This is a genomic window from Chryseobacterium indologenes (genome assembly GCF_002025665.1).
GTDB classification, from domain to species: domain Bacteria; phylum Bacteroidota; class Bacteroidia; order Flavobacteriales; family Weeksellaceae; genus Chryseobacterium; species Chryseobacterium metallicongregator.
Map to the genome: position 1 here is coordinate 3,028,782 of NZ_CP018786.1, position 24,767 is coordinate 3,053,548.

General features: G+C 35.3%; 25 protein-coding genes. 16 read left to right on the top strand and 9 right to left on the bottom strand.

Going from position 1 to position 24,767, the window contains the following annotated elements:
• Window positions 1–9 precede the first annotated feature (9 nt).
• Together BUE84_RS13735 and BUE84_RS13740 are read right to left on the bottom strand one after the other, a co-directional pair.
• Window positions 10–468, bottom strand: coding sequence for a lipocalin family protein (locus BUE84_RS13735; RefSeq protein ID WP_079242118.1), 459 nt, complete (start codon window positions 466–468; stop codon window positions 10–12).
• A gap of 115 nt (window positions 469–583) precedes the next feature.
• Complete coding sequence (locus tag BUE84_RS13740; protein ID WP_079242119.1) at window positions 584–2,605, bottom strand: hypothetical protein; 2,022 nt, start codon at window positions 2,603–2,605, stop codon at window positions 584–586.
• A 136-nt stretch (window positions 2,606–2,741) separates the two neighbouring features.
• Between BUE84_RS13740 and BUE84_RS24845 the strand changes: the two genes are divergently transcribed.
• Window positions 2,742–3,356: a DUF4377 domain-containing protein gene (locus BUE84_RS24845; protein ID WP_079243943.1), complete on the top strand. Its 615-nt coding sequence runs from the start codon at window positions 2,742–2,744 to the stop codon at window positions 3,354–3,356.
• A 126-nt stretch (window positions 3,357–3,482) separates the two neighbouring features.
• On the opposite strand, the gene BUE84_RS13750 is transcribed toward BUE84_RS24845, so the two are convergent.
• The gene (locus tag BUE84_RS13750; protein ID WP_079242120.1) at window positions 3,483–4,421 is read right to left on the bottom strand and encodes an SPFH domain-containing protein; all 939 of its coding nucleotides are present in this window, start codon (window positions 4,419–4,421) and stop codon (window positions 3,483–3,485) included.
• Between the two features lie 196 nt (window positions 4,422–4,617).
• Here BUE84_RS13750 and BUE84_RS13755 point away from each other — a divergent pair, with 196 nt between their 5' ends.
• The 6 genes from BUE84_RS13755 (at window position 4,618) to BUE84_RS13780 (ending at window position 8,373) form a co-directional block, all read left to right on the top strand.
• Window positions 4,618–5,190, top strand: coding sequence for a Crp/Fnr family transcriptional regulator (locus tag BUE84_RS13755; protein ID WP_079242121.1), 573 nt, complete (start codon window positions 4,618–4,620; stop codon window positions 5,188–5,190).
• A gap of 108 nt (window positions 5,191–5,298) precedes the next feature.
• Window positions 5,299–5,832, top strand: a complete 534-nt coding sequence (locus tag BUE84_RS13760) for a YceI family protein (protein WP_079242122.1) — start codon at window positions 5,299–5,301, stop codon at window positions 5,830–5,832.
• Between the two features lie 26 nt (window positions 5,833–5,858).
• On the top strand, window positions 5,859–6,077 hold the full coding sequence (locus BUE84_RS13765; RefSeq protein WP_079242123.1) for a tautomerase family protein: 219 nt from the start codon (window positions 5,859–5,861) through the stop codon (window positions 6,075–6,077).
• Between the two features lie 8 nt (window positions 6,078–6,085).
• A complete protein-coding gene (locus tag BUE84_RS13770; RefSeq protein ID WP_079242124.1) occupies window positions 6,086–6,820 on the top strand; it encodes an SDR family NAD(P)-dependent oxidoreductase in 735 nt (244 codons plus the stop codon).
• Complete coding sequence (locus BUE84_RS13775; RefSeq protein ID WP_079242125.1) at window positions 6,817–7,269, top strand: nuclear transport factor 2 family protein; 453 nt, start codon at window positions 6,817–6,819, stop codon at window positions 7,267–7,269. The genes BUE84_RS13770 and BUE84_RS13775 overlap by 4 nt, the downstream gene beginning before the upstream one ends.
• 30 nt (window positions 7,270–7,299) lie before the next feature.
• Window positions 7,300–8,373, top strand: coding sequence for an NAD(P)H-dependent flavin oxidoreductase (locus BUE84_RS13780; protein ID WP_079242126.1), 1,074 nt, complete (start codon window positions 7,300–7,302; stop codon window positions 8,371–8,373).
• A 7-nt stretch (window positions 8,374–8,380) separates the two neighbouring features.
• On the opposite strand, the gene BUE84_RS13785 is transcribed toward BUE84_RS13780, so the two are convergent.
• Entirely contained in the window at window positions 8,381–9,736 is a 1,356-nt protein-coding gene (locus BUE84_RS13785) for a deoxyguanosinetriphosphate triphosphohydrolase (protein WP_079243944.1), read from the bottom strand.
• A gap of 198 nt (window positions 9,737–9,934) precedes the next feature.
• Here BUE84_RS13785 and BUE84_RS13790 point away from each other — a divergent pair, with 198 nt between their 5' ends.
• Both BUE84_RS13790 and BUE84_RS13795 read left to right on the top strand, forming a co-directional pair.
• On the top strand, window positions 9,935–10,564 hold the full coding sequence (locus BUE84_RS13790) for a class I SAM-dependent methyltransferase (protein WP_079242127.1): 630 nt from the start codon (window positions 9,935–9,937) through the stop codon (window positions 10,562–10,564).
• An 87-nt stretch (window positions 10,565–10,651) separates the two neighbouring features.
• Window positions 10,652–11,386 carry a DNA-formamidopyrimidine glycosylase family protein gene (locus BUE84_RS13795; RefSeq protein ID WP_079243945.1) on the top strand — a complete coding sequence of 245 codons (735 nt, stop codon included), beginning with the start codon at window positions 10,652–10,654 and terminating at the stop codon, window positions 11,384–11,386.
• Between the two features lie 86 nt (window positions 11,387–11,472).
• Here BUE84_RS13795 and BUE84_RS13800 read toward each other — a convergent pair whose 3' ends face one another.
• Both BUE84_RS13800 and BUE84_RS13805 read right to left on the bottom strand, forming a co-directional pair.
• Window positions 11,473–12,195 carry a LytR/AlgR family response regulator transcription factor gene (locus tag BUE84_RS13800; RefSeq protein WP_079242128.1) on the bottom strand — a complete coding sequence of 241 codons (723 nt, stop codon included), beginning with the start codon at window positions 12,193–12,195 and terminating at the stop codon, window positions 11,473–11,475.
• Window positions 12,195–13,271 (bottom strand): sensor histidine kinase, encoded by a 1,077-nt coding sequence (locus tag BUE84_RS13805; protein ID WP_079242129.1) that lies wholly within the window; start codon window positions 13,269–13,271, stop codon window positions 12,195–12,197. The genes BUE84_RS13800 and BUE84_RS13805 overlap by 1 nt, the downstream gene beginning before the upstream one ends.
• Before the next feature lie 191 nt (window positions 13,272–13,462).
• Here BUE84_RS13805 and BUE84_RS13810 point away from each other — a divergent pair, with 191 nt between their 5' ends.
• The 3 genes from BUE84_RS13810 to BUE84_RS13820 all read left to right on the top strand — a co-directional run bounded on the left by BUE84_RS13810 (window position 13,463) and on the right by BUE84_RS13820 (window position 15,781).
• Window positions 13,463–13,891: a hypothetical protein gene (locus BUE84_RS13810; RefSeq protein ID WP_079242130.1), complete on the top strand. Its 429-nt coding sequence runs from the start codon at window positions 13,463–13,465 to the stop codon at window positions 13,889–13,891.
• A gap of 7 nt (window positions 13,892–13,898) precedes the next feature.
• Complete coding sequence (locus tag BUE84_RS13815; protein ID WP_079242131.1) at window positions 13,899–14,870, top strand: hypothetical protein; 972 nt, start codon at window positions 13,899–13,901, stop codon at window positions 14,868–14,870.
• A gap of 254 nt (window positions 14,871–15,124) precedes the next feature.
• Complete coding sequence (locus tag BUE84_RS13820) at window positions 15,125–15,781, top strand: glycosyltransferase family 32 protein (protein ID WP_079242132.1); 657 nt, start codon at window positions 15,125–15,127, stop codon at window positions 15,779–15,781.
• Here the strand turns inward: BUE84_RS13820 and BUE84_RS13825 are convergent.
• Complete coding sequence (locus BUE84_RS13825; RefSeq protein ID WP_079242133.1) at window positions 15,778–16,113, bottom strand: DMT family transporter; 336 nt, start codon at window positions 16,111–16,113, stop codon at window positions 15,778–15,780. The genes BUE84_RS13820 and BUE84_RS13825 overlap by 4 nt on opposite strands.
• A 1,197-nt stretch (window positions 16,114–17,310) precedes the next feature.
• On the opposite strand from BUE84_RS13825, the gene BUE84_RS13830 reads away from it, so the two are divergent.
• From BUE84_RS13830 to BUE84_RS24220, 4 genes are all read left to right on the top strand, one after another.
• Complete coding sequence (locus tag BUE84_RS13830) at window positions 17,311–18,027, top strand: AAA family ATPase (RefSeq protein WP_079242134.1); 717 nt, start codon at window positions 17,311–17,313, stop codon at window positions 18,025–18,027.
• Window positions 18,024–18,761: a YggS family pyridoxal phosphate-dependent enzyme gene (locus tag BUE84_RS13835; RefSeq protein WP_079242135.1), complete on the top strand. Its 738-nt coding sequence runs from the start codon at window positions 18,024–18,026 to the stop codon at window positions 18,759–18,761. Before BUE84_RS13830 ends, BUE84_RS13835 begins: the two co-directional genes overlap by 4 nt.
• Before the next feature lie 382 nt (window positions 18,762–19,143).
• Complete coding sequence (locus BUE84_RS13840; RefSeq protein ID WP_079242136.1) at window positions 19,144–19,974, top strand: hypothetical protein; 831 nt, start codon at window positions 19,144–19,146, stop codon at window positions 19,972–19,974.
• A gap of 39 nt (window positions 19,975–20,013) precedes the next feature.
• Entirely contained in the window at window positions 20,014–20,271 is a 258-nt protein-coding gene (locus BUE84_RS24220; protein ID WP_145953252.1) for a hypothetical protein, read from the top strand.
• A 91-nt stretch (window positions 20,272–20,362) separates the two neighbouring features.
• Here BUE84_RS24220 and gcvP read toward each other — a convergent pair whose 3' ends face one another.
• Both gcvP and BUE84_RS13850 read right to left on the bottom strand, forming a co-directional pair.
• Window positions 20,363–23,221, bottom strand: coding sequence for an aminomethyl-transferring glycine dehydrogenase (gene gcvP, locus BUE84_RS13845; protein ID WP_079242137.1), 2,859 nt, complete (start codon window positions 23,219–23,221; stop codon window positions 20,363–20,365).
• A 638-nt stretch (window positions 23,222–23,859) separates the two neighbouring features.
• Entirely contained in the window at window positions 23,860–24,507 is a 648-nt protein-coding gene (locus BUE84_RS13850) for a J domain-containing protein (protein ID WP_079242138.1), read from the bottom strand.
• Window positions 24,508–24,767: the final 260 nt, after the last annotated feature.

The following is a 24,767-nucleotide window of genomic DNA, read 5'->3' on the forward strand; positions in this document are numbered from 1 at the left end:
GGTTTACCATTAATATTTTTTTTCAAGTATGTCGTAGTGAACCGTATTTACTATTTTCTCAGCAAGAGCATCTCCATTCACACTTGTCCGTTTAGGAATATAACTTGAAAATGTTATCGTATGATCTTTATTCATTGTTACTTCCACTTCTTCCAGAATGTTTTGGTCATCCACATAAAACTGGATTCTGTTTTCTACAATCCTCCAAAAAGAAAGTCTTGGTTCGGAAGGACTGCAATCTCCTGTTTTACCTTCTACATAATTGTAAATAGCAAATCCATCTTCCCTGATGGCGTAATTCCTCATCAAACGGCAGTTATCAAATTCTTTTACTACTTTCTTTTTCCCTTCATAAAACCCTGCTTCCTTCAGTTTCCAGAATCCTGTAATATTTTCTTTGGTTACATTCTGTGCTTTAACAAATGAGGAAACCACAACACAAAATCCCAGAAGCATTATCCTGTTCATATATAAAATTGTACTTTAAAATTGATTATCAATGAATATTATTAGAATAAAATATTTCGACGGGCGGCTTCGCCGCCCGTCGAAACATTAAACATTAAACTTTGAATATAAAGCTCTATTTAAATTTCTTCTTAAAGCTGAATTTAAGCATATTCATCAGTCCTGGTTCAATAATGTCTATTCCCAGTCCGAAATTACTGTCAGCAACGGTATGATGATCTGTTCTGAACTGTTCAAACTCACTTTGCGGAATTTCAAGATTGATCAGAGGATTATATTCAATATTCACACTTGCCCCGTTCTTGTTCACTTTTTTACGGCTTTTATAGTCAAAATATGGATTCGCTATTGTACTTTCCTGAATGGTATATTTTTCTTCAGTATCAATTTTCTGATCTGTATGGAGATTGATTTCATATTTCTCACTATCGAAATTATGCCAGAATGGTAAATCTTTGTGCATAAAGTCTCTTGCGCCTGCCTTCACTACATTTCGGTCAAAGTACATCAGAAAACGGTTTTTCTGTGGATCTACAAAATAAGGATTCTCAATAGCAGCAGTATATTGAATCTTTACTTCATTCAGTCTCTTATCATCGCTTACTATATCAATAGCAGCATCTTTAAAGACGTTTCGGACATCTGTACCATTACGGTCACCTGAATAATTAAGCGCATAGAAAAGGAAGCTGTTCCAGCTGTCTATGATTTCTCTTTTATTGGTACTTTTAAAATACCTTCTCATAGCATTAGCTCTGTTTCCTTTATAAGTGGTTGACAGAGTAAGTTTTCCGGTATTGCCCTGAGCAGCTAAATCAACTCTTTCATTAATGCAGAAATAAGGGAATTTATACGATTTTCTCACCTTAAGTTCCTGATCTCTTTTCACTTCCAGATAATGCATAAAATAGATGAATCCTCTGTTTTCAATCAATCCGAATTCATCACGGATGGTGGCATCAATGAAATATTCCCCTCCTTTATAATTTACTTTTACCACCACATGATTAAAGCTTAATAATGAAGGAAGATAGTATTTAATATAATAATCTGTATTAAAATTCACCAGCACTACAGACGCGTCTACTCCTATATAATCAAGGATTACTTTTAACAAAACGGATTTTGCCTTACAGTCTCCCTGTTTATTTTCATAAGTTACTGAAGGTTCCTGTGGTTTATGTCCATTCATTTCATCTGCGTTGAAGATGTAATAAATATGATTCTGAACATATTCTATGGCAAACTGCAGCTTTTCATCCTGATCAGTAATCGCATCCAGTTTTTCAACAAGGTTCGGAGCAAAATCCTGTAATGAAGCTTTATTGAAAATCTCCTCATAGATTGGTACAATATAGTTGGAAAGGTCTTTCCAGTTACTTTCTGTAGCAAAATCTATATAAGGGAAAATTTCACGTCCTGAGTCTACAGGATTGATGTAATTTTCTTCTTCAATCACAAACCGTTCTCCTTTTTTCAGATAATTGATTTCCGATTCAAGAACATTGCCCTGTCCATCTCTGAAAAATGTTTTTTTGTAAGCAATAGTTTGTTCACGTTCATTGATAAAAGTGAATGTAAAGCTACCATAAGCCCAATAGTTATCCGGACTTACCCAGACATATTTTGAGAATTTCTTTCTCAGAAAATCGCGGTCTGTAAATTCTTTGATTCTTGAATCTTCTAAAATCAGCACATCATACAGTCTTAAATCTTTAATAGTAATATTGATTTTTTTATTACTACTCAAGACTCCACCACTACTTTGATTTTCACTGTCAAGAACCTTAATTTTCGTATCCGGAATTTTATCAATCAGTACTCCGTCTCTCAACACACTGATTCTGTGAATCTGGTAAACTTCATTCTCCTCTACAATCACATCAGAAACAGAAGCTCTTTCAAGATTTCCGGGTTCGTTCAGAGTATAGGCCATACAGACATACTCACTGTTTTCGGTGTTGCTTGTGTAGTATTTTTTGTCTAAAAAGTAGCAGTAATCACGACCTTCATCAATTTGTCTTTTGGCAAATTCGGAGTCTTTGATTCGGCTTTTTATTTCTTCATCCCCGATATTTCCTGCCCACATTTCAGGTTTTTGAATCCTGTAATTTTCAACTTGCATTTGATTTTCCATATTTATTATAAGAATTATGTTTTGTGGTTAGTGTTTAAGAAATTCAAATTAAACGATTAAAAAAATAAAAAGCAATAGCAGAAGTACTACAATTTCGGCATGGTAATTGCGAGGTATGGGGAAAAAAATCAAGTTTATGAAAAGTATAGCAACAATTCTAAAAGGAGCAGCACCCGTATTAGCATTATTCGCGATGACGCAATGTACAACCACAGCCAATGCATCCGCAGGTGATGAAAAAACATTCATCGTAGGACCACAGACAGCAGACTGTACAGGCGTAGCTCCTATGAAATGTCTGCAGGTAAAAGAAAACACTTCCGCAAACTGGACCAATTTCTACAGCAATATCGAAGGATTTACTTATGAACCGGGATATGAATATGTTTTAAAAGTAAAAACAGAAAAAATTGCCAATCCGCCAGCTGATGGATCTTCCATAAAATACACATTGATAAAACAGGTTTCTAAAACAAAAAAGAAAGAACTGGCAGCTAATGAAAAAACAATTATCGTAGGGCCACAAACTGTAGACTGTTCTGCAGGAGCAGGCCGTATGAAATGCATGCAGGTAAAAGAAAATGCTTCTGAAAACTGGACTAATTTCTACAGCAGTATTGAAGGATTTACTTATGAACCGGGTTACGAATATGTTTTAAAAGTAAAAACAGAAAAAATCGAAAACCCTCCGGCAGACGCCTCTTCAATCAAATACACATTGGTAGAACAAGTTTCTAAAACGAAGAAATAATTAATAAAAAAGTTCCTGAAAATTTCAGGAACTTTTTTTATGTTGGAGGCTGGAAGAATGAAGTCAGAAGTTACTTTTGGTCAATCCGGAAAAGTTAACAATTATATATTCATTTTCCTTTCTATCTTAAAATCCAGTTTCTTTTTGAGGTGGATCAGGATATTTTCCTTTGGTAGTCTCTCCTACGGTATTTGCGGTTGTCATGGCTACAACCAGATCATTCAGCATTCCGCTGGCTGCAGTAGGCGAATTGGGAAGAAGGACAAGACTACTTCTGTTGCTTGCTCCCACCGAATGCAATGTATCATAGTGCTGTGTTACCACGATAAGCGCTGATGCTTCATGAGAATTGATATCTACATTATTCAGCATTCTTACAGACTCTTCAAGTCCTTTTGCAATTTCTCTTCTTTGGTCTGCAATCCCTTGTCCCTGAAGTTTTTTAGATTCTGCTTCTGCTTTTGCAACGGCTACAATTCGGATTCTCTGTGCTTCTGATTCATATTCTGCAGCTGTTTTTTCTCTTTCTGCCGCATTAATTCTGTTCATGGCATGTTTTACCTGCTCATCAGGATCAATATCTGTTACCAACGCTTTGATAATATCATATCCGTAGCTGTTCATCGCTTCCTGAAGTTCACTTTTCACCGCAATTGCTACATCGTCTTTTCTTACAAAAACATCATCCAGTTTCAGTTTCGGAACCTCAGCACGCACGACATCGAATACAAATGAAGTAATTTGATTTTCCGGATTTTCCAAACGATAATAAGCATCTCCTACCTGACTTCGGATCACCTGGTACTGAACAGAAATTTTCATTTTGATGAAAACGTTATCCAATGTTTTCGTATCAATCATTACGTCCAGCTGCTGAATTCTCAAATTCAGTCTTTTCGCAATCTGATCTATGATGGGCAGTTTAAGATGAAGCCCTGAATGTTTTACAGCCCGAAATTTTCCGAAACGTTCGATAATAGCCGCAGTTTCCTGTTTAACAACAAAAAACGAAGCAAATAAAATGATAAGCCCGAAGAAAATAACGGGCGCTAAATATATACCCATAGTTTTAAGTTTTTCTAATGTGTCGCAATAAATCCTGTTTTGTTAAAAACATTTTTACTGGTGCTTGCTTAAATATATGAAAAATAAATTTAAGACTTAGAGGATCATCTTCAAGAAATCAAACATCAGAAGTATAGCATGATTTAAATTAAAATTATTCTGAAAAAGGCTTACTTTTGAATATTCATTCCCCATCATGGTTAATTCTAAAGAAATATTAAAAGATCACATTTCAAAATTTACGACGCTCACAGACGAGCAGCTGGATTATGTTTTTGGACATTTTAATCTGATTACTTTAAAGAAAGGACAAAGCCTGATTTTGGAGGGTGACTTTGTAAACCATGAATATTTTGTGCTTGAAGGCTGTTTAAAAGCTTTTTATCTTAATGACAGCATGAAAATGTTTATCCTTCAGTTTGCTATGCCGACCTGGTGGGTTACCGATTTTGATGCGCTTTACAGCAAAACAAGAGCTACCATTAATGTTGACTGTATTACAAATGCCACAATCTTATCTATTTCCAATGAAGACAGAGAGAAAATCTGCAATGAAATTCATGAGGTTGAGCATTTTTTCCGATGGAGAACCAATAAAGGATATGTCGCTGCACAGAAACGTCTGCTTTCTTTTATGAATAACGATGCCAAATTCAGGTATCAGGAGCTTTTATCCATGTATCCTCAATTATATAATCTGGTTCCAAAGCATCTGATTGCTTCTTATCTTGGGGTAACCAGAGAAACGTTGAGCAGACTTCATCAATAATCAACCTCTTTGAAAACGATTGATCTCCTCCTCTATTTTGTGAGGTACATCACGTAACTTTTTCTTTTGATCGGCTGAACTTTGTGTCAACATTTAAACCCAATAAAAATGGACACAAAAAATTTTAAAGTCAATGCCGGAAACAGTACCATCAACTGGATCGGCAGAAAAGTAACCGGAGCTCACAACGGAACTATTGGTGTAAAAGAAGGAAACTTCACATTAGGAGAGGAAAAATCTTTATCAGGAAAATTCACAATAGATACCCGAAGCATCAAAATCCTTGATATCGAGAATACTGAAACCAATACGCAGTTTGCTAATCATCTGGCTTCTGATGATTTCTTTAATTCTGAACAGTTTCCTGAAGCTTATTTCGAAATCACTCATGCAGAACCGGGTGCTGAAAATCTTTATTATGTAGAAGGAGATCTTACGATAAAAGGGATTACCCATTCTATCGATACCAGCCTGGAGATTGCAAAAACAGATAATACAGCTGTTCTTAAAAGCAAGATTGTAATTGACAGGACGAAGTTCAATATCAAATTCAGATCCTTCAATTTCTTCACCAATCTTGGAGACACTTTGATCTACAACAATTTTGAGTTAAACATTCATCTTGTTGCGGAAGCTTATTAATTCAAATAATCTTAAAAATTTACATCATGCCATTCATAAAAGTAGATGTGCTTCGCGAAGATCTTACCCGCGAAACCAAACAACAATTAATCAGAAAAATCAGTGAAGCAGTCACTTCGGTTTTGAATAAGGATCCTCATTTAACCCATATCGTGATTAACGAAATTGAAGATGATAACTGGGGATATGCCGGAGAACAGGTTTCAGTGTTAAAAGAACAGGGATTTTCAACAGTAAAAAAATAAGCGTAAAAATGAAAAAGCAAACCATAATTGTAACAGGAGCTTCTTCAGGAATAGGATTGGAAACAGCCCGTTATTTCTTAGACAGAGGTGATAATGTCATCATTAATTCGCAAACAGCATCCAAATTAGAGGAAGTTTATCATGAACTGGGAGCCGGAGATCATCTGGCCATGGTTGCCGGAAATGTTTCAGACAAAACAACTGGAGAAACACTGGTTCAAACAGCTTTAGAAAGATTCGGATCTGTTGATGTTCTTATCAATAATGCCGGAATTTATGAGAACAAACCCTTTCTGGAAGTCACTGAAGATTATCTGGACCGTTTTTTAACCACCAATTTAAAAGGAACATTCTTTACTACACAGGCCGTTATTCCTCAGATGATCAGACAAAAAGACGGAGTGGTTATCAATGTAGGAACACCATTGGTATCTCATGCGATTGCAGAATCTCCTTCTACAGCACCTATTTCAAGCAAAGGAGCAATTCATGCTCTGACTTTACAGCTGGCGGCAGAGTTTGGAAAAGATAATATCAGAGTTAATACGATTGCTCCGGGATTGATAAGAACTCCGATGCATGGTGCGGACCTTGACAATAATGCAGGAATACACCTGATTAACCGCATTGGTGAGCCTGAAGAAGTTGCTCAGATGATTCATGCAATTGCCAAGAACAAATTAATTTCCGGAGCCATCATCAATGTTGATGGAGGAATGGGAGCCGGACACCATTTATCATGAAACTATCATTAATTATAGCATGGCTGCTCAGCTTTCCGTTGAGCGGCCATGCACAAAATGTAAAGGATATGAAAACCTACCAAAACCCGGAAACCGAAATAAGAAATATCATAGAAAATTATTATTTCAAAGGAATTTATGAAGGGAATAGTGAACTTCTAAAAAAAGCATTCTACAAAGGCGCTTTACTTTTCGGAGATGTTAACGGAGTTCCGTATTTCAAAACAGCAGAACAATATATTGAAGGAGTCGGAAACCGTGTAAGCCCACAGAAATCCGGAAAAGATTTTAAAGCAATAATTCTTTCTATTGATGTCATTAATTCGATTGCTGTCGCAAAATTACACGTCAGAATGTATGATTTTAATTATTATAATTTCATAACTTTCAATCATATAGACGGAAAATGGTTCATCGTTAACAAGACATTAACCAACGTATACCTTTAATTCAAATTTTTAATTAAAAAGAATAAAGTCATGTGGAATAAAAATAGAATTACAGAATTATTGGGTATTGAATATCCTATTCTGCAAGGCCCTTTTGGCGGAGGTCTTTCTACCGTTGCATTGACAACAACGGTGAGTAATCTTGGCGGATTGGGAGGTTTTGGAGCTTACACATTGTCACCACAGGAAATCTATGACATTCACAAAGCCATACAATCCAAAACAGATCAACCTTACAATCTTAATCTCTGGGTAAATGATCACGATATTATTGATAAAGAACATACAAAAGAGCAATATCAAAAAGCCGTTGAAACCTTCAAACCGTATTTTGATCTTTTAAATATGGATATTCCTGAAGCACCACCCACTTTTGAATCAAGGTTTCAGAATCAGTTGGAGGTTGTTCTTGATATTAAGCCCAAGGTGTTCAGCTTTATGTTTGGTTTGCTGGATGAAAATATCATTGAGGAACTTCATCGTCAGGGAACAGTGGTATTAGGAAATGCAACAACGTTGGATGAAGCAATTGCCCTGGAAAAAACGGGTGTGGATGCTATTGTGGCTTCCGGTTTCGAAAGTGGCGGCCACAGACCTTCGTTTCTGGATCAGGCTGAACTTTCTACAACGGGAACTTTCGCTTTGATTCAATTAATAAAGGATAGGGTAAAAATTCCTGTAGTGGCTGCCGGAGGAATCGCCAACGGCCGTGGCATTGCGGGAGCTTTTAAGCTGGGAGCTGATGCTGTACAGATTGGCACCGCTTTTCTGGCAACTGAAGAATCCGGAGCTCTGCCAATTCATAAGGAATTTCTATTTTCTGACGCTGCTAAATCCACCACACTTTCCAGAGCTTATACCGGAAGATTGGGACGTGGAATTACTACAAAAATCACAAGAGATGTATTGACTGCAACGGATAAAACCCTGCCCTTTCCTCTACAAACTCATTTCATGGGAGCATTCAGGAAAGCGGCTTTGGAACAGCAAAAGAATGATCTCGTATTTTTCTGGTCGGGTCAGATTGCTCCGCTTTTAAAACATAAAAAAGCCTCCACTTTAATGCAGTCATTAATCGAAGAGGCTTCTGAATTATTACAATAAATAGAATTTACACCGTCATTCCGATGTCTATTCCTTTAATTTTTCGATACAAATCGGTAGCATAGTTATCCGTCATCCCGGAAACAAAATCAATGACTCCAAGAACTTTCTGATAATCGGTTCCGTCATTGTAAATAAATTGCTTTGGAATGAGTTTCAAAGCTTTTTCATCATAGGATTTTCTGTGGTCTTTAGCTTTCAGAATGGAAGGAATAAAATGATCCAGCAATTCATACATTACATTATAACCGGCATTTTCAATTTCAACAACCGCTTTATGATTGTAGATTTTTTCTACGGAGAAACTGGCAATATCCTGCAATGCTTTATTTTCTTTTTTGTAAATATCAAGTAAACCATTGCCTAAGTTTCCTTCAAGAATCGTCTCAAAGTTATACTTATACATCTCAATCGATTTGTTGATTAATGCATTGATTACTTTTGCCCTTAAATAAGAAATCTGTTCGTTTTCATTGGAAATAGAACTTAACTTTGTTTCAATTCTCTGAACATCATCTGTTTCAGATTTTACCAGTTCGAAAAATAAGTTTTTACAGTCTGCTGTGGAAACAATTCCCAGTCTGTGAGCATCTTCCATATCAATGATGTTGTAGCAGATATCATCAGCCGCTTCTACCAGCCAGACAAAAGGATGTCTCTTGAAAATATGCGGTTCTTCGCTTTCAGAAATAAGCTGAGTTCCTTTTGCAATTTCTAGGAATATATCTTTTTCATTCTGGAAAAAGCCGAATTTCTTCCTGTGAATGATTCCTTTTTTCTTTGCAACCGCTTCACACGGATATTTTGCAATACTTGCCAATGTAGAGAACGTCAGCTGAATTCCTCCTGCATCTTTTCCTTGCTGCTGCTGTGCCAATACTCTGATGGCATTGGCGTTTCCTTCAAAATTAACCAGATCTGCCCACTCCTTCTCATTGAATTTTGATTTCAAATCTTTTTCGTTCCTTTCAAAATAGCTTGCAATAGCATCTTCTCCGGAATGTCCGAATGCAGGATTTCCCACATCATGGCATAAACACGCTGCCGCAATTACATTTCCTAAATTATAGAGATAAAAATTCTTTGAATCCTCAGTCAGTTCATTTTTAAAATCATCCGCAATAAATTCACCGATAATACTTCCTAAACTTCTTCCTACGGATGATACCTCCAAAGAATGGGTAAGTCTGTTGTGTACAAAAACACTTCCGGGAAGAGGAAAAACCTGCGTTTTATTCTGCAGTCTTCTGAAGGCAGAAGAGAAGATAATTCTGTCGAAATCCCTTTGAAAATCAGTTCGTGAAGCTTTGGTCTGTGGATTGTTTCCTGTACGTTGATTGGTGAAAATCTGGTTTAAATTCATCATTTTTCAAAATTACTCCAAATTTTAATTGTACGGAATAGTATTTAGATTTTTATTAGCAGGATCTTCCATTCAAAAAATCTATTATAGTAAACGTTTTTTAGGGATCGGAAAGCTTGAATAAATATTTTACATTTGATCCAGCTAATACAGTTGAAGAATCCCTAAAATTCTTCTTTCAAATTTTAAATTATAACTATGACAGACAACACATGGCTCAACAGATGGGACGAAAGGTACAGCAGCGAAGAGTTTGCGTATGGAACAGAACCCAATAATTACCTGAGAGAACAGCTAACCAGATTAACTCCCGGCAAAATACTCTTCCCTGCAGAAGGCGAAGGTCGGAATGCCGTTTTTGCAGCTACAAAAGGATGGCAGGCTTCTGCTTTCGATATCAGTGCAAACGGAAGAGATAAAGCGTTACAATTGGCCGGACAACAGCAGATTACTATTGATTATCAGGTGGGAGAACTTTCTACTTTAAATTATCAGAAAGAGCAGTTTGATGCTATTGCGCTTATCTATGCTCACTTTCCGGGAAATATAAAATCTTCTATCCATCAAATGCTGAATCAATATCTGCGAAAAGGCGGTTTTATTATTTTTGAAGCTTTCAGTAAAAGCCATCTTGAATATATTGCAAAGAACGAAAAGGTAGGCGGGCCAAAGGATATTGAATCGTTATTTTCTATTGAAGAGATCAAAGCTGATTTTCCGGATTATGATATTATTGAATTAGCAGAAACAGAAATAGAACTTAATGAAGGATTATTCCATAATGGAACGGGTTCTGTTATCCGTTTTGTGGGACAAAAACTGATCTAAGAATTTTAAACAGGTTTGTTTTGGGATAAAGCTCAGATTTTATTGGGTTATGGAATATTATTTGAATCTTTATCTCAAAACAAACGTATGCCTGAAGGTCCATCCATTATATTAATGAAAGAAAACCTGCAGCCATTTGCAGGTCAGCAAGTGACAGAAGTTTCAGGAAATGCCAAATTCGAGAAAGAAATTTTCATTGGCCAATCTCTTCTGGAAATCCGAACTTTTGGAAAACAAACTTATCTCGTTTTTGAAAAAGCAGCGATCCGGATTCATTTATTAATGTTTGGTTCTTACAGCATTGATGAACAAACCAAACCGGATAAAAGATTGCGGTTAGCATTGTTTTTCTCTACGGGAAGCATCTATTTTTACACCTGTTCTGTAAAGTCTGTAGACCTTGAATTTCTCTCCACAATTGATTGGGAAGCCGATGTAATGAGCGATCAGTGGAATCCTAAGAAAGCTGAAGAGAAATTAAAATCAAATCCGAAAATGATGGTTTGTGATGCACTGATGAATCAGGATATTTTCTCTGGTGTCGGCAACATCATTAAAAACGAAGTGCTTTTCAGAATTGGTGTTCAGCCGGAAAGTATGTTGGGAAATCTACCTGCCAAAAAAAGGAAAGAACTTATAGCTGAAGCCAGGAATTACAGTTTTGATTTTCTGAAATGGAAAAGAGAATTTGTTTTGAAAAAGCACTGGCTGGTTCATACAAAATCTGTGTGTCCTATATGTGGACAAAAGCTTACTAAGAAACAGACGGGTGTAGGAAAAAGGAGAAGTTTCTTTTGTGAAAGAGACCAGAAACTTTATTAAATATTTTCCCACTGATTACACAGATTTTTTTGATCTTGTAGATGATATTTATTATTACTTATTGCTCATTTCCCATTACTCATAAATCAGTCTGAATTCAGAAGTCCTCCGGCAAATTTTGTAAAGAACTCGGCTCTGTATACTTCACCAAGAGGAATCTCAGAGTCTTCAATGTATATATTATGATTGTCGAATGAATCTATAAAATTCATATTCACCACGTATGATTTGCTGACTCTGATGAAAGTTTCCCCTGATATTTTCTGATGAATAGTTTTTAAATTCATTGCCGTGATGAGCTTTTGCTGCTTAGTATGAATAACCACATAATCTTTGAGTCCTTCAATAAACTTAATATCAGAAAAACTAATTTTATAAAACCTTCGCTCAGCTTTAATAAACAAAAAATCTGCTGTATTGGATTCTACCGTATTTTTAACGGTATCTTTAGACAAAAGTTCGGTGTAAAGTATTGCTTTTTCAATTGCTTTTTCCAACCTTTGAGGATCAATAGGTTTCAAAAGATAATCAACGGCTTCCAGTTCATAGCTTTTCAATGCATATTGAGAATAGGCAGTGGTAAAGATTATGAGGGATTTTTTCGGAAGCATTTCTGCAAACTCAAGACCTGTTACCATCGGCATTTCTATATCGAGGAAAATAAGATCTACATCATTATCCTTAAGAAATTCCAGAGCAGACGGCGCATTGGAAAATTCACCCAGAACATCCATATTGGAAATTTCAGCAATCAGCGATCTCATTTCGGATCTTGCCAGCGGTTCATCATCAACAATAATACAATTCATCACACGGGAATTTTTAAATTTACACTATATTCTTTATCATCAGATTCTATCTTCAAATCAAAAGTATCATTATAAAGAAGCTCCAGTCTTCTGGTGATGTTGGCAAGCCCCAATCCGCTGTTTTTCTTGTCAGAAACAATGTAGTCAGCACTCCTGGAATTTACACATCTGAAATAAAGCTGTTTGTTCTCAATATTGATTTCTATTTTTACATAAGATTCTTCCCCACTGAGATCTACACTATGCTTGACCGCATTTTCCACGAAAGTGGTAAACAGATTGGGAGGGATAAAAGCACTGTTAACAACTCTTCTGTCAAGATTCACATGAATATCAAAAGTGAAATTATCACGTCTAATTTTTTCAAGGTTTAAAAAATTGGATAGAAAATCAATCTCTGAAGTCAATAACGTTTTCTCTTCACTGTTTTCATACAGCTGATATCTGAGAAATTCGGACAGCTTTACAATTACCACTGAGGCTTTTGCAGGGTCTGTTCTGATGAGTGCTTTCACATTATTCAGCATATTGAACAGAAAGTGAGGATTAATCTGATTTCTCAGTTCATTCAGTTCCATATTCAGGGTTAGATTGCTCAATTCATTGATCCTTTTATTATCACTGATCCATTTCTGCAAAAGCTTGATCGTTGTTGTTGTCATAATAATCGGTATACACATGAGAACCCCTTCATAGATTCCTCCCTTTTCATTTTCTCTGAGAATATTTTTTACCCTGTATTCTTCAAAGAACGTTTTAAAGCCATATCCGATAAAATTGAGCCCTACAACTCCCATCAGAACAAGCAACGCCAGATAGGTGACATATTTTGTTTTAAAGAAAAATCTGGGAACCAATACATATATATTAATGTATACCATGGTAATCAGAATTGTATACACAAAGAATAAAACATAATACTGATACATCCCTGAATACCAATGCCAGAACCGTGCACTGTAGATCAAAATGAAAAAGAAGATCAGAAACAGCAGATGTCTTAGGAACCCATATTTCGCTTCCACCAGAAAATCCATTACAAAGGTTTCTTCAAATTTCCACGGACTGTATTTCATACGATAGGCTCATTTTATGATTAACAAAAATAGTCAATAACGTAAATTACAACTATTTTATTATACAAAACCTGTATTTTATTATACCAATTATCATGCTCGGGGGTTTTGTATAAAATACCAGCCATTTTGTATAAAAACAAATTTACACACTTCTTTTCTCTATTCCTTTGTACCGTAAAATGACACATATGGAATTAACAGTTTTTCACGAACTCACTCAGGAAATATCACTGGAATGCTTTTTTATGACAGAATCTCAACAGGAAGAAAAAGTAATACAGCTTATTGATCTGCATCATTTTGTAGAATGTTTCGATTCGGAAATGAAGATTCTCAGCTACCTCCACCATTCTATTAATATTGTAGAACATGAAGGAGAGAAAAAAGGAATTTTGTTTTGTGACCTTAAACATTCTGCCGTTCCTGACAGCAATGCCTCTGAAGAGTTTAGAAGAAGATACGGACTCTCAGAACTTTGGTTTGTTTTTGTAGAGGAAACATTTGTTCAGGATACTGCCTGCTATACGGATGCCATTATTGAAAACAGTCTGGATATCTTCTATGAGAGAATTTTTACCTTCAGTTTTTTCCAGTCTATTATTCAGCCATTAAAATAAACTACCCATGAAAACATTGAGAAGAGTACTTGTCCCCTTGGCAATACTTCCTTTTAAAAACATTATTTATGCCCAGAAAAAGGATAGTATTCCTTTGAAGGTCCGTGCTTTCTTTGCAGATAAAATCCCACAGTCACGAAACTTCAATATTGAATATACTCTGGTAACCCCATCCTCTTTTTCTTCACAGTTACAGGGCCAGGATTTACCAGATAATAAGGTCAAAAGTTTTCAGCAAATGAAGGCGGATGCCAATATTTATTTTATCAAAAACAGAAGCTGGCTTTTGAGTACTGCCCTTGGCTACCGCTATACTTCTATCAAAAACGAAAACCCTGTCATACCCGGAACTCAGACTGAGGAAAACTTTCATTATCATTCGGAAGCAATTAACCTAAGCTACTTTTCAAGATTATTTAAAAAGACAGCAATATATTCCGCCAGCATTTCTACAGATGGAAGTGACCAGCATTTTGAAAGGATCAGAGGATTGGTAACTGCTTCATTGATTTTAAAGGCAACTCCAAAAACAAAAATGAGTCTCGGATTGGCTGGTATTATTGACCCGAGTTCCCAAATTCCCGTGCTTCCTATCTTCACGTATGAAAACAGATTCAATAATGGATGGGTACTGGACATCCTTCTTCCGAAAAAAGTATTGGTAAGAAAAGATATTTTTTCCAGTGGCAGAATTTCTCTGGGAACAGAAATGGATAACACCTCATTTTATACTTACCATAATGATAACACTTATGAATTCAGACAGGTTGTGATCAATTCAGGAGCTATTTATGAGCATAATCTTGGCGGAAATTTCATAGGCACTTTCAAAACGGGAGTCAGAGCCAATATCAATTCGAGAGCATTTAATAAGCAGGATTCTTTTAATGATTATATATGGAAAGCGACTTATAAACCTTCATTATATTTCAATATTGGAATTTCTTATAACCCTTTTGAAAGACAGAAAACAAAATAAATTCAAGAGACAATCAATTTCTTTTATATCGAACCTTATTCGTAAAGCTCCTCACCCTAAAGATTAAAAAAAAATTAAAATTTTTATCCACACTATTTAACCATTCGTCTAAAATAGAATCAAAACTCCAGCTAAGCATAAGCTATTTCAAAGATAGATATCTCTCTATTTCAGGAAAAATCTTATTACTGCTACACATCGCTGATGAAAAATGATTTTGGTTTTATATAAGAAGATGCTTTAAAAAATAGAAAATGGCAGTACCTAAACAAATATTTCAGACTTTCATAACTAAAAAACTTCCTTTGATTACAAGATATCACATCTGGAATATGAAAAGGAAAAATCCAGAATACCGCTATTTTTTCTATGATGACCAGGATATAGAGAAGTTTATCACCGAAGAATTCCCTCCTGAATATATTAAAAGTTATCGTAAACTTACCATTGGAGCGGCAAAAGCAGATTTCTTCAGGTATGCTATTTTATATAAAAAAGGTGGGATATACCTTGATATAGACAGCAGTACTATAAAACCGTTTGAAAAACTTATTCAGGCAGATGATGAAGCTGTGATCAGTGTAGAAAGACACGAAAACCTATATGTTCAATGGGCACTTATTTTCAACAAAAACCATCCTTTTCTAAAGAAAACATTAGAATTGATGATTGATAATATAGATACTCACCGCTATCCACATAATATACATGCTACTACGGGTCCTACCGTATTCAGTAAAGGAATAAGAGAATCATTAAAGGAAAATCCAGCAATTCCTTTTACATTATTTAACGGTATTGAGTTCCGGGGATATTTAAAGTTCAAATATAAACTGGGAAAGTTCTTTTTATACAAAACAAGATCCCAGCACTGGAAACAAATGGAAAAGCAGCAGGAGATTATTTTTTAATGAGTCCCCATTTTTGAGAACACATTAATAATAATCACCCCAATTACAATCAGGGCAATTCCAATAATGGCAGGCAGATCAGGAACCTGCTTGAAAGCTATAACTCCTATCATCGTTATAAAGACTATACCTACTCCGGACCAGATGGCGTAGGTAATTCCCACAGGAATATGTCGCAGAGTAAGACTCAGAAAATAAAACGCACAGGCATATCCGATAACTGTCACTACCGATGGCCATAGTTTAGAAAATTCTTCAGACTTTTTCAGGAAGGTTGTGGCAATAATCTCAAATACAATTGCCAGGGCAAGAAAAATATAACTGCGTCCCATAAATTCATTCTTTCTACAAAAGTAGTAAAAGCCCCCGGGGAATTCAAAAGAGAATTCTCTCACCCTCTCTATTCCCGGGACAAGAAATGTTTATATTATCCATGAAAGGTCAGCTCTTTCTAAGCTTCAATAATTTTCACAGGAGTCCAAATACCATTAAGCCTTTCATTTTCAAAAACAATCATTCTCATTGTGTGGGTTTTACTGACCTGAAATAAATCGGTCAGCAGACAACTTTATTTTCATTTTTGGCATGAAATAATATTTCTCTATGACATGAAATGTGACAACTGACAAAAATTCCAGCATAAAAATCAGCGTCAAGAATAAATTTTATTAACATAAAAGTCTATTGAAGTGAAAAATCAAAGTTCAAAAATTACACTTTACGACAATATTATGCTGCGCATTATTTATTATTTGTTTTATCAACTCCAATATAGAAGTCAAAAAACGATTAACACATTCACATAATTTTACAGATAGAATAATAAAAGTATTAATAAATTCCAAATAATACATTAATTTAATGTAAACAAAAATTCACCAATACATGAACATAAAACACCGTAATACACTGATATACATCATAGTGTTTTACTTTGGCACATGATTTGAAAGTAGTAATATTGCAATTGAAAAATTGATAAAAAAAAGTCAAATAATTAAAAATAATACAAAATGGTAACTTATATCGGTATCGTAACAGGTTTAGTAGTAATCACTTCATATTTCATGACAGTAAGAAGAGAAAGAAACTAATCTTAAAATAAAACAAGCCTATAGAATATCTATACTAATTATATTGTTTTATGTTTTTAGTCTGAGAAATCGGATTGCTCTTTTACCATTGGGTAAAAGGGCCCAAAAACATAAGCAGAAAGATCTTAGTTTCATAACAAATTTTAATATCCAAATGAGAAAAGCCGGCCCTAGGTCTGGCTTTTCTTTTTTTTATTGGGAGAGTTTTATAAAAGCATAATTGTTTATTTCCCACAGATTTCACAGATTTTCACAGATGCTAGGGAATATTTTTTATTTTACAGATGTACACCCATAATTCATCACTCATAATTTATCATTTATAACCTATCATTCACTTTACGTTGGACCAGATGTTTATTATGATTCAGGATTCTTTTTAACATTCAATAAAGCTTTATCTTTGTTTATTCAATAATCCTTTTAATCGTCATCATGAATCTGTACAACCTCATTATTCAAGATAAAGAACAGGTAAGCCTTAACGAAGTATTTCTCAGTGCCAACAACAGAGAACAGCTTGTACAGCTTATTAAAGAGCACACTTACGTTAAAGAACTCCAGGAGTATGGCTTGCCGGTTAACCATAAAATTTTACTTGAAGGAAGCTCCGGATGTGGAAAAACAATGACGGCAAAAGCAATTGCTAATGCTCTTGGAAAAAATATTATTATTTTAAATCTTAGTAATATTGTTTCATCCCGTATCGGAGAAACATCACAGAACATTAAAATGATTTTTGATAAAGCCGCCAGGGAAAGATCGGTATTATTCCTTGATGAACTGGATCAGATCGGGAAAGCGAGAGGCAGTGATGACAAAGATGTAGGTGAAATGAGAAGATTGGTTAATACTTTGATTCAGCTGATTGACTATTACCCTGAGAATGCTCTTTTAATCTGTGCTACCAATCATCCTGAGATTATTGATACTGCCCTTTTAAGACGTTTCCAATTAAAAATTAATTACGAAATGCCTTCTGCTGAGATCCTGGATACATTCTACGACCAGTTATTAGCTAAGTTTCCGGAAGAAATTAGAACTATTGAAAGAAAATATTCCATTTCCTTTGCTGAAGCTAAAGATTATGCCTTAACAGCCGTTAAAGCTGCTTTAATTAAAAAGCTGGAAGCCAAAACCATCTCATCATGAAAGAAGATATCCTCCACAATCTCACTTTGATCAATGATCGGATAAAAAAGGCCTGTGAGCAATCCGGAAGAAATAGTAATGAAGTCAGGTTATTACTGGCGACGAAAACTGTTTCTGCAGAGCGCATTAAAATTGCTTTGGAAAATGGACAAACCTTAATTGCTGAAAATAAAGTCCAGGAACTGAAGGAAAAATATGAGGAGCTAAAGGATATTCCCCATGAAAATCATTTTATAGGCCATCTTCAGACCAATAAAATCAAAGATATTCTGAAGTATGGTGTTACCTGTATTCAGTCTCTGGATCGTCTGGAACTTGCCGAGAAACTTCATCAAAAGCTTTTAGCTAAAAACAGTACGATGGATGTTTTAATTCAGGTGAATACGTCCAATGAAGAGAGTAAATTTGGTGTTGATCCCAATAATACCATTAAACTTACCCGAAAGATTTCACGCTACTCTACTTTAAAAATAAAGGGACTGATGACCATTGGATTATTCAGTGCTGAAACCGAGAAAGTAAGAGCATGCTTTAAAATCCTGAAAAGACTTCAACAAGATATCATCACCGAAAATATTCCCAATGTAGAAATGAAAGAACTTTCTATGGGAATGAGCGGAGATCTGGAAACTGCCATTGAAGAAGGTGCAACCATTGTACGAGTAGGCACTGCTGTTTTTGGAACAAGAATCTATCCGGACAGCTATTATTGGGATGAAGAAAAGCCTTTGTAGAACAGGTTTTTTAAGTCTACAAATCCGGTATACTTTTTGCTATAAATATTTCATAACCAAACAAATACATTTATGGATAAAAAATTACTATCGGTATGTCTATTCATGACATTATTATTCTTTTTTTCATGTGAAAAAGAAAACACACAGATGAAAAGTGGAATTTCCATTGAAACCATTTCAATTATAACCTGCGTTACTATGGGCGTAGCTATTTTGCTTGCTTATAGCTTTAAAAGAAGATAACAAACTGGAATTTAAATACTAAGACACCTCTCAATTTTTGGGAGGTGATTTTTGTTTCAAAATAGTAATTAAATGATTGACATTTCATTAAAATATAATAAATTTCAAAAAATTTCCTTTCGCTACTAATAAATCCATGAAAAAAATATCCCTGGCAGTACTTTTACCTTTACTCATTTTGAATTGTACTCACAAAAAAGAAAGTGTTCAGACAGGCAAAGAGAATCCCAATCTTAAAATGTCCATACCACTTGAATATCTTGCAGATTATCCTGCAATCAAAGATTCTTCTAAATTCATCACAAATCTTCGACAAGCCTTTGATCTGAACATTCATGAAAGCCAGGTCCAGCAGGAAGGTGAAAAAATCACGGTATTCAAAAAAGTAAAAATTAATGGTTCAGATCAGGATTATTATTTTATTGAATATGACTGGAAAGTTGGTTCTACAGCGGAATATCCCTGGAAAAATCAGTTAATATTAACACAGGATGGCAAACTGATGAAAACGCTTTCTGCCCATCGGTATGAATTGGTTTCCATTTTCCCAAAAGAGAACCCGTTCTTACTGGTTACATCTGTAACAGGGCAAGGAAATGGCGGGCATGAACTTTACAAAATAGCAGCAGATTCTTTAGTAAATATCTATGAGGGAGAGGTCAGAACATATGATGCCCATGAAGACAATAAAGTATATGAGCCTAATGAGTTAAAATTAAAAATAAAAGACTACAATAATGATGGCTTCAATGATATAGCTTTTACTGGAAACCTTCTTTTGATACAAGGACAGACTCCACAAGGAGATTGGTATGATTTTGAAACTATTAATGGCAAGCAGGTTAGTTATTCTGTTAATAATCCTTTCAAAAAAGTTCCTGTAGAATATATTTTTCTTTATGATCAAAAAACAGGGCATTTTAAGGAAAAAGAAAATTATGTTGAGAAATATAAGATATTTGAATAATCGAAAAACCTATCTTTGAATCAACTCATAACCACTTTCATGAAATACTTTTTTCTCATCCTCACCATTGTAATACAACTCTTATCAATCATATCATTACAATTATTAGACAGCTTCGAAACCATCATTGGAATTTTCATTGTCTGCCTTGCCATGGGGGCTTTGATTTATTTTTCAAAATCGGTAAAAGTTGTATCTCTAAAAAATCTTGGTTTTGGTCTTTTTTATGGATCATTAATTTCATTGGTGAGTGTAGTGGCTTTTATAACGTGGCTTTCTTATAATTTCCCGAAATAGGTCTTGAGATTGCTTCGCTTCGCTCGCCATGACCGAAAACAAAAATCCCTCTCATTGCTGAAAGGGATTTTTTATAGTTAAAAAACTGAGATTACATATAAGCTTCAATGGGCTCACAAGTACATACTAAGTTTCTGTCTCCATATGCTTCATCTACTCTTGATACAGAAGCAAAGAATTTGTGGTCTCTTACCCACTCTAATGGATAAGCTGCCTTTTCTCTGCTGTATGGTTTATCCCAAGAATCAGAGATTACCAATTGTTCTGTGTGAGGAGCATTTTTCAATACGTTGTTGGCAGCATCTGCTTCACCGTTTGCAATTTCATCGATTTCTTTTTTGATAGAGATCAACGCTTCAGCAAAACGATCAATTTCAGACTTGCTTTCAGATTCTGTAGGCTCAATCATCAAAGTACCTGCAACCGGGAAAGAAACGGTAGGAGCATGGAAACCATAATCCATTAATCTCTTCGCCACATCAGCCACTTCAATTCCTAAAGATTTGAACTGACGGAAATCTACGATACATTCGTGAGCTACTCTTCCGTTTTCGTTTGAATATAAAATCGGGAAATGCTCTGCTAAAATTTCTTTCAGGTAGTTCGCATTCATGATTGCATGTCCCGTAGCCTTTTTAAGGCCTTCAGTTCCTAACATTTTAATATAAGAATAAGAAATGTTAAGGATCAATCCTGAACCGTACGGTGCAGCAGAAATACCTTCGATAGCTTCTTTAGCTCCGATTCTGATGTTCGCGTTAGAAGGAAGGAAAGGTACTAAGTGTTTAGCAACACAAATTGGACCTACTCCAGGACCTCCACCTCCGTGAGGAATTGCGAAAGTTTTGTGAAGGTTAAGGTGGCAAACGTCAGCCCCGATGTTTCCAGGACTTGTAAATCCTACCTGAGCGTTCATGTTGGCACCATCCATATATACTTGTCCTCCGTGCTCATGGATCAGGTTGGTAATTTCTTTAATGTTAGCATCAAAGAATCCGTAAGTAGAAGGATAAGTAATCATTACAGCAGATAAGTTTGCTGAATGAAGTTCTGTTTTAGCTTTAAGATCTTCGAAGTCGATTTCACCGTTTTCAAGGTTTTTCACAACAACGATTTTCATTCCTGCCATAGCAGCGGAAGCCGGGTTTGTTCCGTGTGCAGACTGAGGAATCAATACTACATTTCTGTGGTGGTCTCCTCTTGAAATATGATATTCTCTGATCACCATTAATCCTGCATATTCTCCTTGTGCTCCGGAGTTTGGCTGAAGAGAAGTTCCTGCAAAACCTGTAATTTCTGCTAAGTCTTTCTCCAGTTCACGGATCATTTCCTGATATCCTTCAGCCTGGTTTACAGGCACAAACGGATGCACTGCGCCCCAGTTTTCCCATGAAAGCGGTAACATTTGAGTCGCTGCGTTCAGCTTCATAGTACAAGATCCTAAAGAAATCATTGAATGAGTCAATGATAAATCTTTTCTCTCAAGACGCTTGATGTAACGCATCAATTCTGTTTCCGTGTGGTATTTGTTGAATACTGATTCCGTAAGAATTTCGTCTTTTCTTAAGTTTTCTTCAGGAATGCTGTATCCTTCTTTTATTTCTAATTTGAAAGTCTGCTTGTCTTTAAACTGAGCGAAAGAAGCCATTAGATAATTTAATTTCTCTAATGTTGTACTTTCGTTGATCGCAATACTTACTACTCCTTCTGTGAAATAGTTAAGGTTTAATCTATGATCAAGCATCAGTCTTACTAATCTTGCTTTCTCATCTTCAGCCATTGTCATTTTCACTGTATCGAAGATTGGCTCTTCTACTACCTGATATCCTAATGCCTTAAGACCGTTTTTCAACGCATTTGCTTTAAAGTGGATCTGATCAGCGATATAACCTAACCCTTTAGGACCGTGGTAAACAGCATACATACCGGCCATTACTGCCAAAAGAACCTGAGCTGTACAGATGTTTGAAGTAGCTTTCTCTCTTTTGATGTGCTGCTCTCTTGTCTGTAATGCCATTCTTAAAGCACGTCTTCCGTACATATCCTGAGAAACCCCGATGATTCTTCCAGGAATATCTCTTTTATAATCTTCTCTACAAGCAAAAAAAGCTGCGTGAGGCCCTCCGTACCCTAATGGAATACCGAATCTCTGTGTAGTTCCTACCGCACAGTCAGCACCCATTTCTGCAGGAGACTTTAACTTAACCAAAGCCATCGGATCACAAGCAACCGCTACCTGAAGATCAAGTTTTTTATATTCTACAATATCTTCTGTATAATCTAAAACGATTCCGTTTTTACCAGGATACTGTAATAAAATACCATAATAAGAAGCATCAAACTGGTGTGTTTTATGATCTCCAACTACGATTTCGATTTCTAATCCTTCAGCTTTTGTTTTTAATACAGAAACTGTTTGAGGAAGCACAAGGTCAGAAATGAAGAACTTATTAGCTCCTGCTTTTTTCTGGTCTTTAGATCTGTTGTTGAAGAACATATGCATTGCTTCAGCAGCAGCAGTAGATTCATCCAATAAAGATGCGTTGGCTAATGCAAAACCAGTAAGATCACATACTACAGTCTGGAAATTAAGAAGAGCTTCAAGTCTTCCCTGTGCAATTTCTGCCTGATATGGAGTATATGCCGTATACCAGCTAGGGTTTTCAAAAATATTTCTCTGGATTGCTGAAGGTAAAAGTGTATTGTGGTATCCAAATCCGATATAACTTGTATAATCAGTATTTTTAGATGCCAATTCTTTTGAGTGGTTCAACATTTCGTATTCAGAAAGTGGTTCCGAGATCTCAAGATCTTTCTCTAAACGGATAGAAGAAGGGATGGTTTGAGAAATTAACTCTTCAATACTAGAAACGCCAAGTTTTTCCAACATCGCCTGTTTATCGGCTTCATTAAGGGAAATGTGACGGCTCACAAACTGTTCTGTATTCATTTTTATTTATTAGATTTTGTTTGTAAAAAGATGGGTAAAATTACAATTTTTTGGACGATTGTACAAGAGGGTATCCAAGGCGATAATTCACAAAAATATTTGTGACTTTTCTCACAATTTGTTTTTCATAAACATCATACAGAGTTCAGATGAGTTTCAATAACAATATTCATTATTCTATACATAATACATAAAAAAACATTAATTCTCATATAATTAAACACGTTCAACTTTATTAAAGTAAAATAAATTATTCAACTGCATCTACTCTAATTGATTAAACTTATCTTGTAAAAAGGCTGTAAATTTTAATTTTATTCAAAAACCAATCTTTAGCTTCATTTATGGTGAATATAAGAAGTGATGAGAGCGTCAATCCAGCCTTTTTATTTCTTTATATAAAAGACTTTTTCCGTTATACATCAGGTTTTAAGAATTTTATGAAATTTTATTAATTATATTTATTCTAAATTAATATATTTGCAGCATGAATATGATTGTCCCATTTAAAGTTCCGCCATTGGCTCCTTACTCATTCAATAAAGAAGAGATGTTCTGTGAAAAGAAATCTTGTTGTAAAAAATTCAAAAAAGGAAAAAGATGTAAAAAATGCCCGGGAAGAAAGAAAATGGCATAAACTAGCTGAAATTTTTGATCAGCATATAAATAGCAATCGCTAGAATAATAATTCCCCAGACCAACATCATAATTTTAGGCTGACCAGATTTGTTAATTCTTGTTCTGGGCTGTGGCTTAAACATTTCTTCCACCGAGTTTTTGAACTTTTCAGAATCGTTCTCAAAAACTTCTGTAATGGTAATTCCCTGAACAACCGTTTTGTGCAAAAGAGAATTCGTTGCATGAAGCAAAATCTGGAATTTCCCGTCTTTAAATTCTGTGATCTTGAAGACCCTCTCTCCATACGGCTTTTCCAATCCGAAAGGCAATACCTTTACTACATCAGCATTGCTCGTCTGCCAGTTGATGATAATCTCCTCTCCTTTTTTCGCATGAACTTTATTCGCTGTAAAAGTTTTGATAGCTGGCGGAATATTATATCTGAAACTTCTCTGATGATTTTCCAGATTCTGATCATAAGTACGTCTAAGCGCACGATCACTCAAAGTCTCATAGGCTTCCTGGATCTCACGGAAACGGTCAGCAAAAAAATCGTCATTATCATTTTTATCAGGATGATATTTTAAAGACAGTTTTCGATAGGCTTTTTTGACGTCTTCTTCCGAAGCATCCTGTGATATACCGAGAAAATAGTAGTAATCTTTCATTGAGCAATACAAAAATAAGGATTTATTTTTCTTTGTGTTTGATGTTTACAGTAATTTTTTGTTGAAAATATGGATCAAAAAGTCATTGCGAACCGAAGGTGAAGCAATCTCAATATAGCTTATAATCCGTTGGTTGGAAAACGCAAAGACGCTAAGTCTTTTTACAACAAACTGTATATTTTTAAGGCGCAAGGATTTTATCTCCGATAAAATTGCACTTCTCAACAAATGCTGCGAATTAAATGAGTTCAACAATTCTT

Coding starts and splice junctions, on each gene's coding strand:
- BUE84_RS13800 (WP_079242128.1), bottom strand. CDS start 12,195: ATGAATTGTATTATTGTTGATGATGAACCGCTGGCAAGATCCGAAATG.
- BUE84_RS13790 (WP_079242127.1), top strand. CDS start 9,935: ATGACAGACAACACATGGCTCAACAGATGGGACGAAAGGTACAGCAGC.
- BUE84_RS13810 (WP_079242130.1), top strand. CDS start 13,463: ATGGAATTAACAGTTTTTCACGAACTCACTCAGGAAATATCACTGGAA.
- BUE84_RS13770 (WP_079242124.1), top strand. CDS start 6,086: ATGAAAAAGCAAACCATAATTGTAACAGGAGCTTCTTCAGGAATAGGA.
- BUE84_RS24220 (WP_145953252.1), top strand. CDS start 20,014: ATGAAATACTTTTTTCTCATCCTCACCATTGTAATACAACTCTTATCA.
- BUE84_RS13740 (WP_079242119.1), bottom strand. CDS start 2,605: ATGGAAAATCAAATGCAAGTTGAAAATTACAGGATTCAAAAACCTGAA.
- BUE84_RS13795 (WP_079243945.1), top strand. CDS start 10,652: ATGCCTGAAGGTCCATCCATTATATTAATGAAAGAAAACCTGCAGCCA.
- BUE84_RS13830 (WP_079242134.1), top strand. CDS start 17,311: ATGAATCTGTACAACCTCATTATTCAAGATAAAGAACAGGTAAGCCTT.
- BUE84_RS13760 (WP_079242122.1), top strand. CDS start 5,299: ATGGACACAAAAAATTTTAAAGTCAATGCCGGAAACAGTACCATCAAC.
- BUE84_RS13735 (WP_079242118.1), bottom strand. CDS start 468: ATGAACAGGATAATGCTTCTGGGATTTTGTGTTGTGGTTTCCTCATTT.
- BUE84_RS24845 (WP_079243943.1), top strand. CDS start 2,742: ATGAAAAGTATAGCAACAATTCTAAAAGGAGCAGCACCCGTATTAGCA.
- BUE84_RS13850 (WP_079242138.1), bottom strand. CDS start 24,507: ATGAAAGATTACTACTATTTTCTCGGTATATCACAGGATGCTTCGGAA.
- BUE84_RS13785 (WP_079243944.1), bottom strand. CDS start 9,736: ATGAATTTAAACCAGATTTTCACCAATCAACGTACAGGAAACAATCCA.
- BUE84_RS13755 (WP_079242121.1), top strand. CDS start 4,618: ATGGTTAATTCTAAAGAAATATTAAAAGATCACATTTCAAAATTTACG.
- BUE84_RS13820 (WP_079242132.1), top strand. CDS start 15,125: ATGGCAGTACCTAAACAAATATTTCAGACTTTCATAACTAAAAAACTT.
- BUE84_RS13840 (WP_079242136.1), top strand. CDS start 19,144: ATGAAAAAAATATCCCTGGCAGTACTTTTACCTTTACTCATTTTGAAT.
- BUE84_RS13780 (WP_079242126.1), top strand. CDS start 7,300: ATGTGGAATAAAAATAGAATTACAGAATTATTGGGTATTGAATATCCT.
- BUE84_RS13815 (WP_079242131.1), top strand. CDS start 13,899: ATGAAAACATTGAGAAGAGTACTTGTCCCCTTGGCAATACTTCCTTTT.
- BUE84_RS13750 (WP_079242120.1), bottom strand. CDS start 4,421: ATGGGTATATATTTAGCGCCCGTTATTTTCTTCGGGCTTATCATTTTA.
- BUE84_RS13825 (WP_079242133.1), bottom strand. CDS start 16,113: ATGGGACGCAGTTATATTTTTCTTGCCCTGGCAATTGTATTTGAGATT.
- BUE84_RS13835 (WP_079242135.1), top strand. CDS start 18,024: ATGAAAGAAGATATCCTCCACAATCTCACTTTGATCAATGATCGGATA.
- BUE84_RS13805 (WP_079242129.1), bottom strand. CDS start 13,271: ATGAAATACAGTCCGTGGAAATTTGAAGAAACCTTTGTAATGGATTTT.
- BUE84_RS13775 (WP_079242125.1), top strand. CDS start 6,817: ATGAAACTATCATTAATTATAGCATGGCTGCTCAGCTTTCCGTTGAGC.
- gcvP (WP_079242137.1), bottom strand. CDS start 23,221: ATGAATACAGAACAGTTTGTGAGCCGTCACATTTCCCTTAATGAAGCC.
- BUE84_RS13765 (WP_079242123.1), top strand. CDS start 5,859: ATGCCATTCATAAAAGTAGATGTGCTTCGCGAAGATCTTACCCGCGAA.